General features: G+C 44.8%; 16 protein-coding genes and 1 riboswitch. Of the genes, 7 read left to right on the top strand and 9 right to left on the bottom strand.

Annotated elements, in window-relative coordinates:
* The first annotated feature begins 249 nt into the window (after positions 1–249).
* Positions 250–1,161 (top strand): lipid kinase YegS, encoded by a 912-nt coding sequence (gene yegS, locus EDC52_RS18315; protein WP_131867564.1) that lies wholly within the window; start codon positions 250–252, stop codon positions 1,159–1,161.
* Between the two features lie 188 nt (positions 1,162–1,349).
* On the top strand, positions 1,350–2,264 hold the full coding sequence (locus EDC52_RS18310; RefSeq protein ID WP_230468100.1) for a hypothetical protein: 915 nt from the start codon (positions 1,350–1,352) through the stop codon (positions 2,262–2,264).
* Here the strand turns inward: EDC52_RS18310 and thiD are convergent.
* The 3 genes from thiD to EDC52_RS18300 all read right to left on the bottom strand — a co-directional run bounded on the left by thiD (position 2,211) and on the right by EDC52_RS18300 (position 4,129).
* Positions 2,211–3,014 (bottom strand): bifunctional hydroxymethylpyrimidine kinase/phosphomethylpyrimidine kinase, encoded by an 804-nt coding sequence (thiD, locus tag EDC52_RS18305; protein ID WP_131867562.1) that lies wholly within the window; start codon positions 3,012–3,014, stop codon positions 2,211–2,213. The genes EDC52_RS18310 and thiD overlap by 54 nt on opposite strands.
* Complete coding sequence (locus tag EDC52_RS19910) at positions 3,011–3,172, bottom strand: hypothetical protein (RefSeq protein WP_165911759.1); 162 nt, start codon at positions 3,170–3,172, stop codon at positions 3,011–3,013. Before EDC52_RS19910 ends, thiD begins: the two co-directional genes overlap by 4 nt.
* A 21-nt stretch (positions 3,173–3,193) precedes the next feature.
* Positions 3,194–3,295: riboswitch (TPP riboswitch) on the bottom strand.
* 102 nt (positions 3,296–3,397) lie between these two features.
* The gene (locus tag EDC52_RS18300) at positions 3,398–4,129 is read right to left on the bottom strand and encodes a helix-turn-helix transcriptional regulator (protein WP_131867560.1); all 732 of its coding nucleotides are present in this window, start codon (positions 4,127–4,129) and stop codon (positions 3,398–3,400) included.
* 360 nt (positions 4,130–4,489) lie between these two features.
* Between EDC52_RS18300 and EDC52_RS18295 the strand changes: the two genes are divergently transcribed.
* Positions 4,490–4,915, top strand: a complete 426-nt coding sequence (locus EDC52_RS18295; RefSeq protein ID WP_165911763.1) for a GNAT family N-acetyltransferase — start codon at positions 4,490–4,492, stop codon at positions 4,913–4,915.
* 89 nt (positions 4,916–5,004) lie between these two features.
* On the opposite strand, the gene yghU is transcribed toward EDC52_RS18295, so the two are convergent.
* The 3 genes from yghU to tsuA all read right to left on the bottom strand — a co-directional run bounded on the left by yghU (position 5,005) and on the right by tsuA (position 7,558).
* Positions 5,005–5,880, bottom strand: a complete 876-nt coding sequence (gene yghU, locus EDC52_RS18290) for a glutathione-dependent disulfide-bond oxidoreductase (protein WP_131867556.1) — start codon at positions 5,878–5,880, stop codon at positions 5,005–5,007.
* A 378-nt stretch (positions 5,881–6,258) separates the two neighbouring features.
* Entirely contained in the window at positions 6,259–6,486 is a 228-nt protein-coding gene (gene tsuB / locus EDC52_RS18285) for a thiosulfate utilization sulfurtransferase TsuB/YeeD (protein WP_131867554.1), read from the bottom strand.
* Between the two features lie 13 nt (positions 6,487–6,499).
* Complete coding sequence (tsuA, locus tag EDC52_RS18280) at positions 6,500–7,558, bottom strand: thiosulfate utilization transporter TsuA/YeeE (protein ID WP_131867552.1); 1,059 nt, start codon at positions 7,556–7,558, stop codon at positions 6,500–6,502.
* 702 nt (positions 7,559–8,260) lie between these two features.
* Between tsuA and EDC52_RS19905 the strand changes: the two genes are divergently transcribed.
* The 3 genes from EDC52_RS19905 to EDC52_RS18270 all read left to right on the top strand — a co-directional run bounded on the left by EDC52_RS19905 (position 8,261) and on the right by EDC52_RS18270 (position 10,751).
* Positions 8,261–8,419: a hypothetical protein gene (locus tag EDC52_RS19905; protein WP_165911758.1), complete on the top strand. Its 159-nt coding sequence runs from the start codon at positions 8,261–8,263 to the stop codon at positions 8,417–8,419.
* A gap of 115 nt (positions 8,420–8,534) precedes the next feature.
* Positions 8,535–9,719 carry a cyclophane-forming radical SAM/SPASM peptide maturase XyeB gene (gene xyeB, locus EDC52_RS18275; protein ID WP_131867550.1) on the top strand — a complete coding sequence of 395 codons (1,185 nt, stop codon included), beginning with the start codon at positions 8,535–8,537 and terminating at the stop codon, positions 9,717–9,719.
* 213 nt (positions 9,720–9,932) lie between these two features.
* Positions 9,933–10,751, top strand: coding sequence for a CPBP family intramembrane glutamic endopeptidase (locus EDC52_RS18270; protein ID WP_131867548.1), 819 nt, complete (start codon positions 9,933–9,935; stop codon positions 10,749–10,751).
* A gap of 180 nt (positions 10,752–10,931) precedes the next feature.
* On the opposite strand, the gene EDC52_RS18265 is transcribed toward EDC52_RS18270, so the two are convergent.
* A complete protein-coding gene (locus EDC52_RS18265; RefSeq protein ID WP_131867546.1) occupies positions 10,932–11,174 on the bottom strand; it encodes a hypothetical protein in 243 nt (80 codons plus the stop codon).
* 420 nt (positions 11,175–11,594) lie between these two features.
* Here EDC52_RS18265 and EDC52_RS18260 point away from each other — a divergent pair, with 420 nt between their 5' ends.
* Positions 11,595–12,221, top strand: coding sequence for an SMI1/KNR4 family protein (locus EDC52_RS18260; RefSeq protein WP_131867544.1), 627 nt, complete (start codon positions 11,595–11,597; stop codon positions 12,219–12,221).
* Positions 12,222–12,658: 437 nt separating this feature from the next.
* Here EDC52_RS18260 and EDC52_RS18255 read toward each other — a convergent pair whose 3' ends face one another.
* A complete protein-coding gene (locus EDC52_RS18255) occupies positions 12,659–14,080 on the bottom strand; it encodes a hypothetical protein (protein WP_131867542.1) in 1,422 nt (473 codons plus the stop codon).
* 197 nt (positions 14,081–14,277) lie between these two features.
* Positions 14,278–18,303 carry a hypothetical protein gene (locus EDC52_RS18250; protein WP_131867540.1) on the bottom strand — a complete coding sequence of 1,342 codons (4,026 nt, stop codon included), beginning with the start codon at positions 18,301–18,303 and terminating at the stop codon, positions 14,278–14,280.
* Between the last annotated feature and the right edge of the window lie 621 nt (positions 18,304–18,924).

Raw genomic sequence — 18,924 nt, 5'->3', positions numbered from 1 at the left:
TTTGCCAGCTCATCCTCCCTTGAGCTGGCTTTTTATTTTATCCCCCGGTTTCGGCCGCTACTGATGGTCCACAGGTTATCCTCCCGCCGGTAAAAATGTCGCTGCATGCAAGGATCTTGCTCGACTTTCCCGCTGCCGGATATAGTATCTATGCTGGACAAATTGAAGAGCAGGCGCCGCACCCACCCAAACGTCGTGGTCTGCTCCCGTCGCATTCAGCACTGTGGCCTAATCCCAAGAGAGCATCGCATGGAATCAACTGTTTCGCCTCTGCCGACATCGTTCCTTATCCTGAATGGCAAAAGCGCTGGCTCAGAACTGGTACGGACAGCGGTTAACAAGTTTCGCCTGGACGGCTATGCCATTGAAGTCAGGGTGACCTGGGAGTTCGGTGACGCAGAACGCTATGTTGCCGAAGCTGTCAGATTGGGGGTGGATACGGTGATTGCCGGCGGTGGCGATGGTACCATTAACGAAATTGCAGCAGCCCTGGTCCAGCTGCCGGCGGAAAAACGCCCGCCTCTCGGTCTGCTGCCCCTCGGCACCGCCAATGACTTTGCAAACAGTTGCGCAATTCCTGAGGACACCGAGAAAGCGCTGCTGCTGGCGATGGTTGGCAAAAGCGCGGCTATCGATATGGCCTGCGTTAATCACCAGCGCTATTTTATCAACATGGCGACCGGCGGCTTTGGCACCCGTATCACCAGCGAAACCCCAGAAAAACTGAAATCTGCCCTCGGCGGCGCCTCGTATTTTATCCACGGCCTGCTGCGGATGGACCAACTCAGGGCCGATAATTGTGAAATCAGCGGCCCCGATTTTCATTGGCAAGGCGATGCACTGGTTATCGGTATCGGTAACGGTCGCCAGGCGGGCGGCGGCCAGGCTTTGTGCCCAAATGCCCTGATAAATGATGGATTATTGCAGCTTTGCGTTATTTCAGCTGAGGAGTGGTTGCCGACGCTGCTCAATAGCCTGAGCAATGATGAAGACAACCCTCATATTATTGCCGCTTCGCTGCCCTGGCTTGATATTAGCGCCCCTCACGACGTGACGTTCAACCTGGACGGTGAGCCATTGAAAGGCAAGAATTTTCATATCGACATCATGCCGGCAGCCCTGTCATGTCGCTTGCCTCCCCAGTGTCCCCTGCTGGAATAAAAGCCTGTCTAAACCTGGCCCCAGCTGATTTCACCCGGGTTGCGGCCGCGAAGCGTTGGGGGCTGGCGTCAGCCATCCTGCAGGATTTGATCTTACGCACACAAACCGCAAACTTTTGCCGGCGGCAGGAGAATTTGTATAACAACTTCGGTAATCTATCGGACATATAGCCGGCTCAGGAAACCACCATGCCTCTTTTTGTACCCGACACTAGCCCGCCGCCCACGCTTTATTATGCATCAGGCCAAGCGCACCCTCTGTCCAGCCTGACTGAAGAGACCCTGGCCCATATGGTGGCCGATATGAGCATCCATCAAAGTGATAAAGAGCACTACATCACCGGCTGGATGGGCAACAGCAGCGTGGTTATCGTCAATAATTACCAGGACAAGCGCGGCTCTTCCAGCGGTTTTGTGCTGACCCGCCGTGACCAGTATCGGCTCAGCGTTCAGTCGATTACTTTTCGCATTCCCAAATTTATTCTCTGGCTGACATTTCGCCGCCGACCACGCACCATGATGCTGATTACCTATAATACCCTGGGTAAAGTGCTCAGTCCGCTGGTTCAGTACCGTAACCTGCTGGATAAGCCGCTTCAACAGAAGCTGGAGCAGGATTGGCAGCAGCTTAACGATTATATCGGCATGGCCTGCCATCAATTGGAACACGGCACCCCATTGTGGCGGCAACTGGCCGATAAGCTGACGACTGAGGATTTGGATCTTTGGATTAACTCTGCCCTGTTCGCCGGTAAACGCCTGCATCAAGACGGCGACTACCAGGGATTCTGGTCAGGCAATGTGTTCATCAGCCGTCGGCTCTCTGCCGAACCCGCATTGCAGCTGCTGTGGCGCGATCAAGACAATGTTCTTCAGTGCGGCTATCAGTATCAACTGATTACCGATGAAAACAGCGGCCAACTGCGCCCGTCAGTGCGTATTCGCCCCGACGATCAGGAAACCCGCTATCTGCTTAACCCATTCGATGCCTGGCACCTGCAGACTGCCTGGGCATTGCTGAATTACGCAGCCGGGATACTTGCCGGTATCTCACCACCACTCGTGGAAATGATGGACCGGCCCGATTCCCTGTCCCACCTTTAAATCATCGGCATGGCGTAGCGCCTGGGTCAGCCAGGCCTTGGCCGCAGCCAGCGTTTGCGGCCAGTCATCATGGCGGGGACGCAGGGCCGCCAATGCGGCAGACAGCGTGCAGCCGGTGCCGTGGGTATGTCGGGTATCGACCCGGGGGGCGACGAAACGTTGCTCAAGACACGCGGTTATCAACCAGTCCGGACTGTCCTCTCCCTGCAGATGACCTCCTTTGATGATTACCGCCCCACAGCCGGTTTGCAGCAGCGCACGCCCCTGGGCACGCATTTCAGTTTCATTTATCGCCGGGCGGCACTCCAGTAATGCGGCGGCTTCAGGCAAATTAGGCGTAATAATAGAGACCTCCGGCAGCAACCTATCGCGCAATGACTTCACGGCATCAGGCGATAGCAAAGCATCACCGCTTTTGGCGACCATCACCGTATCCAGTACTATCCATGGGATGGTGTAATGCTTAAGCGTATTCGCCACCACCCGGATAATGCTTTCGTCGGCCAGCATACCGATTTTGGCGCTGTCGATATGCACGTCATCCAGTACCGAAGTCAATTGCCGGCCGACAAAATCGGCCTCGATAGAATAGACAGCCTGTACCCCACGCGTATTCTGCGCCACCAGTGCCGTAATGACGCTGGTCCCGTAAGCGCCTAAGGCGGAAAAAGTTTTCAAATCAGCCTGGATCCCCGCGCCACCGCTAGGATCGGTGCCGGCAATGGTCAATGCATTGACGACGGGTTTCATCGCATATCCTCCTGTTGCAACAGATTGAGGATATCGACCAGCGCGTTGGTCAAGCAATGTACCCATGGGGAGCGGCAACGCAGGGCAGCCAGTGTTTGATCGGCGGCTGGGCCGGGGAGTTCGGTAGGCACAATAAGCATATATTTCCCCACCAGCATGAAAATCCACGGTTCCGGTGAAGGGATAACCCGTGACTTCCCTACGCTGGCATTATCCAGATCAGGTGGTACGGGTAAAATCTCAGTCTGCCGCCAAAAGCGCAGACACCCCGAGTCAAGAACGCTGATTATCAGTCTGGCTGACAGAAAGATCAATGGCGTCGATTGCGTTTTACCGACATCAACCCGCCGCTCAGTTTACCGAACGGGAAGCCCCCCTCGAAGTCAACTGAAAAGCTTCATTTCAGTTGCACGACTGATGGCATGCTTCGCATTGGAGACGCCCATTTTATCAATGATATTTCTAATATGAAATTTTACCGTCCCCTCACGTATACCGAGAATGGTGGCAATTTCTCCATATGTTTTACCGGCACTGGCCCAAAAGAGCACTTCCTTCTCTCGGGGTGATAAGGAGATGTGACAATGCCCGGCATGGCATTTCAAATCGGCACTGCTGATAGACCTGGAATAAGTCATGATTTTTTCATGAATATTTATCAACAGCATCTGAAACTTTTCTTTTTCCTGCTCAATATGCTGGTAAAAATCAGATTTGCTACCCCGATTGCTGATACTCAGCGTAGCAATGTTATTATCAGCATCGTGTAAGGTGAAGGTACAGCCACAATCAAGACTGTAATTTTTTGACATTCTGAAGAAATGATGCTGCGGCACTGACAGGTCATCACCCTGCCAGTAAAAAGGGGAAATCCGCCGATAGGCGCTCAGCATCACTGGATCGATTCTCTGATAACCAAGATGTAAATATTGCTCAAGCCAAGTCTGTGGATAATCAGAAATAATCCAAGGGCAGCTACCATCAGTTTTATTCATTACAAAATAGGCATAAGAAAATTCATTGGTTTTATTGAGAATTAACCATAAAGAGTGCCTTATTTCGTGTTTTATCTCAGTAACTATACTTTCAAAACTGTCAACTTCCACATTACCCATGACGCACCTGTCATATTGTGTAATATAAATTGGTCCATGTCCTTATAAAAACAATGGGTATCGAGCGGCAGTAATACCTCAAGTAGAATGGATAATATAAGATGCATGCTACACTAGCAACCACTAACGATTCCAGTTTAAAAGATTAAATGTCATATCCTGGCTTTTAATTATTATAAATATGAAACGCTATAATTATAAAGCCTATGAGTCCTCACTTCGCTATATTAATAATACTTAATAGCTCAATTTGATATCATTTTTGGTAAAATGATATCAAAAGAAATCATCTATGATATAATAACAGTAGAAAGATACTTACCTCATACAACAGTGGGTTTTGCAATGAATAAGGCTGTCATTACCGTCAGAGAATTTCGGGAAGCTGACCGGCCATTTTTACGCACCCTGTATCTTGCCGCGCGTAAGGCGGGATGGCAATGGCTGGATAGCCAGCACTGGCAATTAGAGGATTTTGACCACTCGGTGCTCGGAGAAAAGGTATTGGTTGCTGAATACCAGGAACATATCGCCGGCTTCGCATCATTGCTGGTGGCAGACAGCTTTTTGCATAATCTGTTCATCGACCCGGCCAGCCAAAACCAAGGGGTGGCCTCCGCCCTACTCGAGGCCTGCTATCCGCTGTGCCGAAAGAAAATGCTGCTGAAATGCCTGACCCGCAATCTTCATGCGCTGGCATTTTACCAGCGCCGGGACTGGTTGGTTATTTCCTCCGGGCTCAGCGAAAAAGGGGATTATTTCCTCATGCAGGCGCCAGATCGGTGAGCATCCGCAACCCTGCTGAAAAAAGGCCAGTGGGCTGATAACAGCAACCGGAGCGGTTATCGGCAGTGACGGCGGCCCACCGTCTGATCTCAACTATTGTCGGTCAGTTTGTCCTGGGTTTTTGTTTCAAAATCCGCAGCATCGTGACGTTCATGCAGTTGGCTGGCAGGCTCGCCGAAAACGCGGTTGACCCTACGCCCGCGCTTGACAGCCGGCCGCTCGGCAATGACAGCTGCCCAGCGCTGGATATGGCGGTAATCCTGTACCGCAAGGAACTCACCGGCTTCATATAATGTGCCCAGGACCAGATTGCCATACCACGGCCAAATAGCAATATCGGCGATAGTATACTCATCACCGGCTATATATTCATGTTCAGCCAATTGCTTGTCGAGCACATCCAGTTGCCGCTTGGCTTCCATGGCAAAACGATCGATGGCGTATTGGATTTTTGTCGGCGCATAAGCATAGAAATGGCCAAAACCACCGCCAATATAGGGCGCGCTGCCCATCTGCCAGAACAGCCATGACAGGCATTCTGCCCGGAGGCTGACGTCGGTCGGCAGCAAGGCGCCAAATTTTTCCGCCAGGTAGAATAGAATCGAGCCTGACTCAAAAACCCGCACCGGATCTGGACCGCTGCGATCCAGCAGAGCCGGGATCTTGGAATTGGGGTTAACCGCGACAAAGCCGCTGCCAAATTGATCCCCATCTCCTATTTTTATCAACCAGGCGTCATATTCGGCACCGCTGTGCCCAAGAGCCAGCAGTTCTTCCAGCATAATGGTGACTTTAACGCCATTGGGCGTCGCCAGAGAGTAGAGCTGCAGCGGATGCGTACCCACCGGCAACTCTTTTTCGTGGGTAGGCCCTGATACTGGGCGATTAATACTGGCAAAGCGGCCGCCGCCGTCCTTGTTCCAGGTCCATACCTTTGGCGGTTGATAATGCGAAGAATCTGTCATGCTCTCTACTCCTTGCACCCAAGTGTAATAGTTATAGAAATTCGCCTGCTTGCGCCGCCAGGCTTGGCCGATGGCCGCGCGCAAGCACTGCTGGGAAGATTGTCGACGCGGAATATTCGCTTACAGCCCTGTTCGAGTATACAAGCTGAAAACGGTCACGACCGGCAAAATGTGTGAAGGAGTCGTACAGCCTGTGCATCATATGATCTTGGCTGCACTCAGAGTCTATATCTCCAGCCGGGCGATCAAGATCTGTCAGCCGCGCATCATGCCCAATGAAAGAGGATAGGAGAAACAAGGATTCATTCACGCATAATGAATCCTTCAAGGACGTTTCAGTAAGGACGTTTCAGTCCTGAAATAACACCTGCCGCTGAATCATCCCTTCCTGACAGTGATGCTCCACTGTGCATCACCAACCTGCTGATAATCAGCAACGCTGTGGCCTTCCTCTGCTGCCCACTGGGGGATGCTCTCGGTTGCCTGGGTACAGTCAAAATCAATTACCAGCTCATCACCGGCTTTCAATTGGCTCATCGCTGCCTGCGCCTCGATTAAGGGGAACGGACATACCTGGCTTATTACATCTAGTTTTTTAATCACTATTGCTCCAAATCACTTATGAAACTGCACTCGCCTGCAGAGCTGCACGCCGCTTGGGACGGACATAAAGGAACCAGGATGCAGTCCATACACCTAATATGATAAATGAAAGGCCGATCCAGCCTTGCCAGGTGATCATTGCCGTCATCACCAGGCCATTGCCGATAGAACAGCCGCCGGCAATGCTGGCTCCAAAGCCCATCAGAATGCCGCCGCCGAAACTGCGCACCGATGTGCCGGCATCCGCGGCACGAATGCGGAATTCACGGCTGCCCTTGGCGGCGATAAACGCCCCGAGGAAAATGCCCAACACCAGGAAAACACCCCAATTGAGGTATTTATCGTCGCCGATCACCAGGAATTGCAGAATATTGGCGCTGGGAGAGGTAATTCCCAGCCCGAACACCCGGCCGGTCGCAGCACTTAACGGCCATGCAAGCAGCGCAATGAGTCCAATCAATACCGCGGTGGCAAAGGGGTGCCAGCGTTTTTCGAACAGCAGATGATCCAGGCCGGTTTTCCTTGGCGGCAATGTCGCCATTTTCAACTTTGGTTTTTTCAGCTCTTTAGCGACCAGTATTCCGGTAGCCAGCACCAGCAGCGAAATAAGCAACCATGGCGACAGGCCGAAGGTTTCACTGATGGAGTTATGCTCGGTGCTGAGTGACTTTATGTATCCGTTAAAGCCGTCCATTCGGTGAGAACGCATCACCGCACTTGCAAGCATATAGGCCGCCAGGGCAATCCAGCTGCCAATCAATCCTTCGCCCGCCCGATACCAGGTGCCGGTGGCGCATCCTCCCGCCATGACGATGCCGATACCGAAAACATAGCCGCCGAGTATGGTGCCGAACCAGGCGAATGAGCCGGCATGATAAGTTATAGCCCCTATCTGAATTAGCCCAAATACGCCGACGCTCTGTATGCAGATGGCGATCAGCAGAGCATAAAAAATGCGATTGTTCTTGGCAATATACATATCACGAAAACCACCGGTGAGGCAGAACCTTCCTCGTTGCATCACAAAACCCAGTAAGGCTCCGCATAAAATCCCGGTCAAGATCGTTTGCAGCATAATAAATAACCAGTTCTTATTTAGAGAAAGGCACGATTATTCGCTAGCTGCTCTGCTGCTACAAATAATTAAATTGACTATTATATAAGGAAATGAAATTAAGCAGCTAGGCTAATCTTGTTATGCCAATCCGGCCTGTAGACGATGGATGGGGTAAAACAACGCTTGGCAAGTAGCGACTCTTCACTTAAAAATCAATCTTGAGGCGTTGCCCGCTGAGCGGCTGTCAGTAAGCGCCGATCCATTAGCCCTTGCCTGCTAAGGGTGTATCGTTATCCGAGCAGCCCTATTAATGACATTGATGCCATTGATGCCATTGATGCCATTGATGCCATTGACGCCATTGACGCCGTTGACGCCGTTGACGCTTTTAATTTTAAGCGAGTGATGACTAACCCCACCGGCTGCCTCGGCTTTTCATTCATGATAAAATGAAGTCTCGAAAAAGGCATTATCAATTCCGCTGACTTAGCTAAACGGAAATCATTACATTAAAAAACTTACTGTATTCAATATAAATTATATATGTGCTTAGATCTATACTGGAACTTGACATCAAATTTTCGATGGCGACCCAGAATCACAAGGTACACAGAACATACCCAAACTGTCGTTTAATAGTTGTTTATTTCCAATGAAAGCTAATACTTTATGATGCCGTCTGTGCCACCTCAGGCACTAAACGCTACCGGAGAAATTCATATGTCTTTTTTGATGAAAGAAATTAACCAGACAAATTCTGAAATAAAGTCTTCAAGGATAATAAAAACGCAGGCACTATCGTTAGCAGAAAATATTCTGAACGGTAATCCTGGCATAAAACCGCATGATAACGCACGCTGGCAAAAGATTATTGGTTAATACTTGCATTATAACCGGGGGCTTTGCGCCCCCTTTTAAACCCGCTTGATATCATTACTAAAAATTTCCAGGCTTGAATGCGCATTGATACTGATCTGAGAGGGAGCTGAGAAATATGGGGCTTGAGCAAAAAAAAGAAAATATAGAACATTTGGAAATTGTGCTGAAAATAAGCGAGCGTTGCAATCTGAACTGCGACTATTGCTATGTATTCAATAAAGGTAACTCGGCGGCTGAAGACAGCCCTGCCAGAATAAATAAAAATAATGTACGCCATCTGGTCACCTTTCTACACAAAGCAAGTCAGCAGTATAATATCAAAACGCTTAAAATTGATTTCCATGGCGGGGAACCGCTACTGATGAATAAAAGGCATTTCGCCGATATGTGCGAATGCCTGCTGAAAGGTCACTATCAAGGCTCTAAACTCATGCTCGCGCTGCAAACGAATGGAATACTGATTGATGAAGAATGGATAGCACTATTTGAGTGTTATTCCGTCAGCGTCAACATTTCCCTTGATGGGCCAAAGTATATCAATGACCGTCATCGGCTGGATCATCAAGGGCGCAGTTCCTATCTACAAACGGTATCTGGCCTGCAGAAATTGCAAAAGGCGCATCGGCAAGGCAGATTGCCCTTTTCCCCGGGTATTTTGAGCGTAGCCAATCCCCAGGCAGATGGGGCTGAAATTTATCGGCATTTCGTCGATGTTTTAGGTGTAACCCATTTTGATTTTTTATTGCCTGATGATTGTTATAAAGATACCGCTATCCTGCCCTTTGAGATCGGACGTTTTCTTAATGACGCCCTGAATGAATGGATAAAAGATGATGATCCCCACATAGCCGTCAGGCTTTTCAATAGCCATATAGCCAGTCTGCTGGGCAATATGAATGAAGGGTTTCTTGGCCATACGCCCAACGTGTACGGAGTTTATGCTTTTACCGTCGGATCAGATGGGCTGATTAGAGTAGATGATACCCTCAGATCAACGTCAGATGACATATTTAATCCCATTGGCCATATTTCTTGCCTGGGTCTATCAGATGTACTGCACGATGTAAAATTTAAGGAATATGCACAACTGGCACTTTCTCTGCCGGTAGAATGTGAACAGTGTATATGGAAAAACGTTTGCGCCGGCGGGCGTTTGGTTAATCGTTTTTCGACAGATCAACGCTTCCAACGCAAATCAGTATATTGTTATAGCATGAGAATGCTGCTGAGCCGCATCTCGGCACATTTGCTGGATATGGGCGTGAAGGAATCGCGGATCATAAAGGCAATTGGTCAGTGAATGCAACGCTGTGGGATTATCTGATTCTAGCCAATAATGGCGTATAGGTAAAACGGCGACAGCGCTCAGGTCACGATGCTCATGCGCTTTAAAAAATATGACCAATGTCTATCGCATAAGGAGTGATAACAATTCAATATTTTCCAAATAATACTAAAGCAACAAAGGTTTTGGTATCTTTCACTGTAATAATTCACAGACAAGGAAGGTAGTATGTGGATATTGATTGCAAGTTCATTATTAACACTTGAATTCAATAAAAAAATCGCCCTGCTGATTTTAATTATCGCATTGGGCATGGCATTTTATAATCATTTCCTGTTTCTTTCTGGTGCAGGGTTTACACTGTTTATTGCTGTAGCAGCAGTTGCCAAGCACGTCTTTCGCACGGTTGAATCAGTGTCTGTCGCCCTGGAAGCCATCTTGCTGACAAGCGCTATTGCGCTGGCGATGCATTTTATCCCCGGCTTTAATAACGTCATAATGCTCGACCAGGTCCAGGCTGGGCCAAATAGCCTGCCCTTTACACTGTATTTTAATCTGGATAAAGCTCTGCTGCCGTTTATTCTTCTGGCAGCACTGCATACGCTGTTCAAAACCAAGCCAGCTCCCCCCACAAGCGAATTATTCTGGGTCTTGCCTATTGTTGCTGTTCCTGCATTGTTGCTGGCTGGCATCGCTGTCGGCGCGTTACATTTAGAATTACACCATCCCGACTGGTTATGCCAGTTTGTTCTGTCTAATATTTTTTTCGTGTCACTGGCCGAAGAGGCTCTATTTCGGGGTTATATCCAGCAACGGTTACGCCAAAAAATAGGAGATCGCTGGGCGCTGGGGATTGCATCTGTGTTATTCGGGCTGTTGCATTATGCCGGTGGAATCCAGCTCATTCTTTTTGCGACAATAGCTGGGCTGATTTACGGTACCGCCTGGATGTGGACAGGACGTTTGTGGGTGGCGGTAGGATTTCATTTCGGGTTGAATTTGACTCATTTGATTTTCTTTACCTACCCGCTCTCAGCCGGAGTCTGATTATCAGTAGCATGTTTAACCAGCCTTCACCCATTATCGGCCGGGTGAAACTCGCCATCACCTTGCGGCAGCATCGCAGTATGACATCCGTTATGAGCGATAAATTTTCCCTGGCTGGGGATCATGCTGCTGATGATCATGAATATGCAGGACGTTCAACTTCCAAAGCCGTCCAGAGTGTTACTTTTCTGCCACCCGGTCTAGCCAAGCGACATAGGCAGCGCCTAGTCCTGCGGACAGGTTGTGACGATAGGCATTGAACTCTTGCTGCATGCCGAATATTTTCCATACCAATGGTGCCAGACGGCTTACCGGGCTGGCTGCCTCTTCGGTTTCTCGCAGCAACTGCAGGCTACGTTCCCGGTATTCCGCCAAGGCATTCGATTGGTAATCGTAAGCTTTAGCCAATATTGCTTTGCGCATCAATCTGCTTGGCTATCCCAGTAACACTGGCCTCAGATGCTTTCTCTTTCTTACCGCTCAAGGCAGACAGCATACGTTTGAACATGGATATTTTATATCGCCGTTGGTAGTGAGTTGTAAGGTTCACTAAAGGTTAAGTCGTAAGCCATTGGAATATATAGATACCTAATAGTAGACTGGCATAAAATATTGTCTTCGTCTATTGCGGGTAAGCAACAGGGTGATACTCATCACCGGTATGAGTGCTCCGCTCAGAATGATTGAGCTTTGCGAATGGGTTGAGCTTTACAGTTGCAAAATCTTGCTGCATGACGCAGATTCATCAGGCAGTTGGCCCCATCGTCAACCGCTCCGAAAGCGCCAGTTGGTTGGGATAGCGCCAGACAATAATACCTATTAAACATAAGGCCAACGCCAGATATGAATTGCAATAGCCACCAACCTTTGCCTGACAGCGCCATCCCGCCATTAGCCTGGCCTGAATTTACCGATGACGCATCCCGTTTCGACTGGTGGCGTACCTGCGTCCAGGCCTATTTCGCGCTATGGGAGAATCCGGCGCCCTGCAACCCGGTTAACCCCAAAGATGTAGATGCACTTGAACAGCGTCTGGGCTGCTGCATTCCCCGGTTACTTCGCGCCTATCATGAGCACATAGGCGCGCTGGACCTGGCTGAAACGTTGTGTAGCGTGGCCCCGGCAAAATACGCCAGTATCGAATCTCTACCAGACGCTTATCCCGGCATTGCTGACATTCTGCCAGAAGCCCCCGACGCTGAGCAGCAATGGGCGTTGGTCAACTCATTGATTGTCTTCGGCGACTATCTGGGCAACGGCAACCTGTGGTGCTTTCATCGGCAAACGGGCGAGGTGTGGTATTTCGATCACGACGATTCACCCATGCTCACGCAGATGTTCTGCGACGTTGGTCAGTATCTGGACATCCTGATGTTCAAGTGCTTGCTCGACGTTCATGGCGAGGAGGAAAATGAAGATCTCTTGCGCGAGCACCTCGGCGATGCGGTGGTAGAAAAATGGATGTATTAAGGTGGCGACGGCCGCCAGCGCGGTTAAACGCTTTAGCTGCGCCAACTTAAGGCAATGACGTAGCTCATTGTGCGTTGACGCCCTTAGCATAAGAAATCTGCTAAGGTCTATTGGGCTAAATTTAAACGGCGATCCAGGAACCGAGACTGCTGACGCTAAGGGAGGAGCTAAAGTAGCAGTCCGGGCATAGTGGGTACAACAAATCGATATATTGCACGCCATATGCCTCGGATTGAAAAAAAGAACACCTGATTTTTTAACTCAGTAGCTTTATCAACACTCAAGTCGACAATGTGACCAGTCTGACTATACCGGCTTAGGTCATGCTCATTACTCATTACTCATTACTCATTACTCATTACTCAGGTTATAACATTGGGACGTTTAGCAAGAAAGATAATTGACCCTCATTTTTTAATGTCTTTTCAACGAGTAGCTTAACCGAACCAATGCAATAAATATTTTAACGGGGCTATAGAATGAAGTACGTCCATATAACATTGCAAAAATATATCATCTGAATCACTACTTTGTATATTATACTCCTCTATGATAGAACGTAATTCAATTTCATGCTGAGACGCCAGATCATATGTTTTACAAAACGTACTAACCTGCTCAACTTGCGTAATGACATTGACGATGTGATTATATATGATAGGCAACATAATATAAGTATTCCTTTTATGCATTGAAATTAACCGCCTACGCAATCTTATCAGGACATTGGCAAGCTCATGCAGCCTTTCATGGCGCCTCTTTAAACGATCAAGAGCAATCAAATGTTCGCGATCGCTTTCGAGAATCGATTGGGTAATGGGTCGGTAAATTTTGAACCAGTGCGGATGGCGCCTCTTGATATCTTCACTGATCTTATGAGGGTACGATTTTACCTCAATTTTTAATTCATTCGCGAGTATTTGTGCTGTGGAGTAGATGCCGCCAAACCCACCATAACAGGTATAAAGCTCTAGCCTGGTAAAATGGCTCAGGTCATCGACGCCGAAAACCGAATAGACCATACCTCGTATGATATGTGCAAGTTCAGGGGCGGTGTGATGATTTACATTAAATGGAGCTCCATGTGCTTTTAATATAAAACTTGAAGGATTACCCGCATCTCGATGCAGATCCCAATCATCACCGAGCAGGATCTGTTGGCGTGGTAGATTTTGTCTTAGAACGATTGGGGCTCCGTTTCTATCATAGGTAATGCTAACCTTGCGCGGCAAAGTCGGCATTAAGATGGCGTTGGTATTTTTAGCCCCTAAGACATTACCGACGAACATCAAAGCTGAATTTATTTTATCAATAAACTGGAAGCGATCTCCAACAAAATTGCCCATCTCCTCTATAACAATCACTGAAGGCGAGGAAGACAGGATCGGATTGAAGATGTTGTTTCCTGAGCCAACAAATTGACCGTTGCCCAAACTGACCATGGTATGCTTGAGCAGCGAATTGCTGAGGAATATCACCAGCTTGCCCTCCGCTATCCTCTGCATTTCATTTACACTTTTTATTTGAATAGCATCATAAAGATATTCATCAATGCCCGTTGCTTGACGTGATGCAGCTTCAAGATAATTTTGGAGACTACTTTTAAATTCACTTGGTATAATCTTTGACTTAAATAGTATGTTTACTGTAAGTTGTCTGTGATTAATATCATCCGAGGATCTTCTTATAACTGAACGGACACTCGTGCGTAATATGTTTTTTTCAATGTTATTAAGGGGACGGGCTATACTGAAATAATGATTACTTAATCTAAATATTATTTTTTGATACCATAATGGTTCTCTTAGTAATCTACCCTTAGGTATTATCTGTTGCGGAAGCTTATATTCACCCCCCACTATATTTTCGGCATCATGAATATGACCGACATCTTTGAACTTGATTAATTGAATCGATTTAGGAATGTTAGTCCTATAGATTTGCTGCCATTCTCGCTCGCCGAATATATTTTTTTTAACGCCCTCTAACAGCCATTCAGGACGTATAGCCTTAGGGTCTAGAATGAGATTCCCTTCTTCAGCAGGTAAAATTATAACTATATGTGTAAGAGGCTCAACATCATGCTCGTTTCTCCAGAATTTGATCGCTCTGAAAAAGATTTTTTCTGAAAATCATGGCTTATTTTAGCTACATCGCTAATGAACAATGGCTTATTATAACTATTCTTATAGGCTAAAGCCTGTTTTATCATGGCATTCTCATCTGTTAAATAAGAATGCAAGTGGCTGATAATCCTCGCTGTGGGTGTATGAACAGCATGCAATTTCTCTAAAACGTCTTGCTTATTGATAATAAAAAAATTTAATCTCCTACGGAATGTCATTTCTTCCTGGCTTAATTTATCAAAGGTAAGTTCAAGCTGTTGCATGGGTTCAAAACTGATCGCAGCCAAACCTATATCTTTATTGACAGGGCTTGTATCCATATCAAAAATTGATGCGTAATGCTTTTCAAAAGACTCACTCTTTGCGATCCATTTACCGGCCTCGTTAGAGGTTATGGGTATGCATTCGGTATCGCCACCGACTGAGTGTGGTTTGACTATGCACCAGGACAATTTATCGTCAAGCCACTGAACTTTATAATAGTCATTATCAATCGTTATATAGTAATTTTTTTTATCATTATCAAGTTTTTGTGAATAAAGATTGCCAAAATCAGGTGAGATCAATGAATGGTCAACGTTACTAATCCATTCACTGCGACTGTCTATGTTTTTTTCTTTCCGCTTCTTTAGTATTTTATTAGTTAATTCAATGCTTTGTGAAACTCCTTTAGAAAATATCTTGGTCATCTTTGGTAAAATTATATGGCTTAATGGAATAGGATTTACGAGAGATGAACATTCAAGCATTACGTTTTTTGCGGATTTAAATCCTATGGAGGGTGAGGAAATAAAAATCTGTCGCGCAATGAACATTTTTATATTTTTTTTTGGGATATTTTTTATTTTGGCTAACTTAAGCGCATCGACGAATGCATTGATAGTCAGTTTTCGCAAGGTTATAGCCGAATTCAATATTACCATAAGCGTGTCAAAGAGATCAAAAATAACATCCTTGAATTCTATATTATGTTCTGAATCGTGCCAATGTTGCCAAAGAACGCTAAAAAAGGGGATGTATCTTCCGATTTTATCAATCCATGTATCTTCAAGCAGATTCACTTTCAAAATGTTACATATTTCTGTTAATGTTTTTTCATTTAGTGAATCTAAGTAATCGATCAACGGTAAATTTATATCAACTTCTGGTGAAGTCCACAATTCATACTCTGGCAAAGGATTAGAATTTCGATTTGATTCAGGTGCTTTTAATACCATATTTATTAAGAAGTCACTCTTTTCATCAGTTATATTTTCTTTAAAATACAGTGAAAGCAGTTCTTGTTGTGTTGACGAAATTTTAACTGATAATGGATGCCCGTTTTTTGTATCATTATCCTTCCAGACCTTTATAAGATGCTGAATAAATACATTATCAAATACCCTCTGGTGTTTCACTATATAATCTACTGATGATACAGTTGAAATAAAGTAAAATTTATCGCAATAGGTTTGTACTAGCGAAATATAGCCGATGTTTTCAATAGGATCTGATACCCAGGCCTGTGTTGCCAATGTATTTTGTACATAATTTCTTGATTTAATTCTGAAGGTATAGATTTCCTTTGGGGTCCTTATTATCTCCAAATAACTTAGTGAACTGTGATTTAATAACTTCATGGTCAAATCACGTGCTTCATGGTACATATCGTGGTATTTGTACTCTACAAATTGATTGTAATAATCCTCTAAATTTTCCTTTTCATTAGAATGTCTCATCTGAGATACGTGCGTATAACTTTCCAAGGTCCGTTGTTTGAACATGACAGCATTTAATAATTCTTGCTCTCTAAATTGCTTGATTATATAAGTAAATACCATTCTTTTTTCGACGAATGATGCATGTGTTCTTTCTGAAAAATACCAATAGATTGCTGCTTTAAGGAATAATTTCACATCACCATTTTCTACGCGTCTCTTGTACTCGTATAATAAACTGTCATCATCAGCTTCATTTGAATTTTGTTTATCAATTAAACGCACTGCGTTTATTTTTGCTTCAGCTATTAGCTGCTCGGCGGTCACACCTTTGATTTTCAGATTAGCCCGCCACATCTCATCGATTATATCTGAAGCTAATAATTGTAGATTTATTATATAATTGACCATAATATAACATTCTTGGTCGTGATGAAGCTCACTGGAAAACGCCCTTCGCCATTGGCTTTCATAATTAAGTTGATTTGGTTCACTATTAAATCTATTCATGCGGTGTTCAAGAATTTCTTTTACCTCATCAGCCAAGACAAAACCAGATTCATACTGCAGGGTCTCATTGCTATTTGTTATCTTCTCATCTAGAACCAACTGACTGAGTTTTAGAATTTTATCGATATGACTATGATCCTTCTCCTTACTGGAGATGAAATTTATCATTTCTTCATTAAAAACTTCACTTATGTTGTTTTCTTCAATTTCTTTTTCATTATTTTCAAATATCCTCCAGTTATTGGTTAAGTCTTGAGGAATTATTAAAAAATTACTGTATATACTTATTCCATGGATCCTAGTATATTCAAATATATAATAAAACAGTCTTTTTATTAACATTTCATTTAGAACATCTTTTTTATCATTCAACAACGATTCATAAATCTCCCAATCACTGATATATAATATTTTTTCAAAGACAGCGCCGGTCACATCATGTAGAAGTTGCTCTCTGAAATTGTTATGTGCGGAATTCATGATGGCCAAAAGCTTATGAAATTGGTGGAGAATTATCTGGTTTTCTTCGATAGCTAACTTGAGATCTTCATTAAGTTTAAGTATTGTTTCATCATAGCTTAATTTATTTTTATAATCGACAAACGCGCCAATCAAATCAAGGTCCAACTTGTATATCATTGTACCCAATCGGCCCAGCAAACCACTTAAGAAATGTGCAACTCTAAGCTGGGACGAGTAATGCTCCTGTATAATTAATTTACTGATCGTCAATGTCGTTTCTTTTTTTCTGTGATCATTTAAAGCAACTTCTATTCTTCTTTTTATCAAAATCATATCAGCAGCTTTAGAGTGTTGTTTTAGAAAAAGACCCTCGCTAAAGATATCGACTACTTTGGCTGCAGCGAATTCATCAAATGCAATCAAGGAAGACAGGTCGTTAGTTGTGTCAGGCCGAGTAGACTTTAGTTCCTCAAATAATTCATTCATAATACGTAAACCCAATTTATTAGGAACTGAAAGAACTATTGTTTCCGTCACAAGATTAAAGGTTATCTTTTTAGGATCAGCGATTTCCGGGTTGACATTGGATTGCCGCCCTAACTCCGGGAGACCCGTTACTGAGCGTTTAGCTCTAGTATTAAAATATGGTGGGTAATTATTCAAGCTCAGACTATACTGAGAGTATTCATCGGCTGTTGCCATTCGCGCGTCTGCGTTATATCCAGCGTTGGCTTGCGAAACAGTGTTATTTGATATTGGCCTATTTGATAGAGCCTTCAAGAAATAACTCGAAGCTCCGACTATTTGCGCGAGAAGCTGACACACTGAATTGACCACTGTTTGATTTTCTGCTTTGATCACATCACTCAAATGATACACATCACCATGTGAAACGACACGATGACGTTTGTAGTATCCAACATATATTCTTCTACCACTGGGCAGTTTGACTGCTTGCGTTTTCAGCGTGATTTTTTTTCCACCTGACTCAATTTTAATAAATTTAGTTGACCCTGCTGTTAGCAAGCTATCAGGATTATTCTGTAACTCTGTTACGCATTCGAATAAATGATCGGTTTGCTTAGTTTCATCATGAACATTGTTTATATCAGTTAAATATTTAGCTCTGGCTGTAACATGATTGGCCGTATTGCTTATAACATCTAATTCTTTATTTTTCACTTGTATTAACAATGGAAAGCCACCGAGGTGTAAATCACTGTCACTCGAAATATATTTTCCTATTGCCTGATCAGTGTTATTAATTATATTATCTTTTACATTCATGAAATATCTCCTTTTTAAAATTGATTACCTTTAAGTAATTCGGTGGATCAATTCATATGTGAAAATTTAAGCAGTCTTTAGGGTGTAAAAATAATCAGTCATATGCCTCGCAGGGATAGCATCCGAAAATCTTATTTTTGTGCTGTGGTATATCCGCCTTTTTAGCCCCAAAGGTTTAATAGCGTTCAGGAAAAAAACATATATCACTAGCGGCCATGATCATCTAAAAATCAATATTAGTGGATGAAATTGATGCTGTATTTAAGCACTAGCATGAGGCTTAATGACTGACTCAAGCTGTAGATAAAATAGCGTATCTTCACTAGGCTCGAATTCTTAATCCGGAGATCATTGTTACAGTCTATGAAGTGATATAATAGGCGAAATGTATATGATTGCTTTTAAACGGCCTTGCTGGGCATCTAGATTTATATTATTAACTAATTTCAGACTATCACAGAGTACAACCTACCTTATTAGCATAGTAGCTAACGCCTAATTTCCAGCTTTACTCAAATGAATACGCTTATTACACCCCCAGATATAATAATGCTAGTGCACCGTTTAACTTTTTCATAAAGCCACGATTTTAGCTGTTGAAACAGTTAATTATAGTTATAA

The sequence above is a fragment of the Biostraticola tofi genome, from assembly GCF_004343195.1.
GTDB classification, from domain to species: Bacteria; Pseudomonadota; Gammaproteobacteria; order Enterobacterales; family Enterobacteriaceae; genus Biostraticola; species Biostraticola tofi.
Note: the sequence above shows the minus strand (reverse complement) of the source record. Positions and strands in the feature narration are given on the sequence as shown.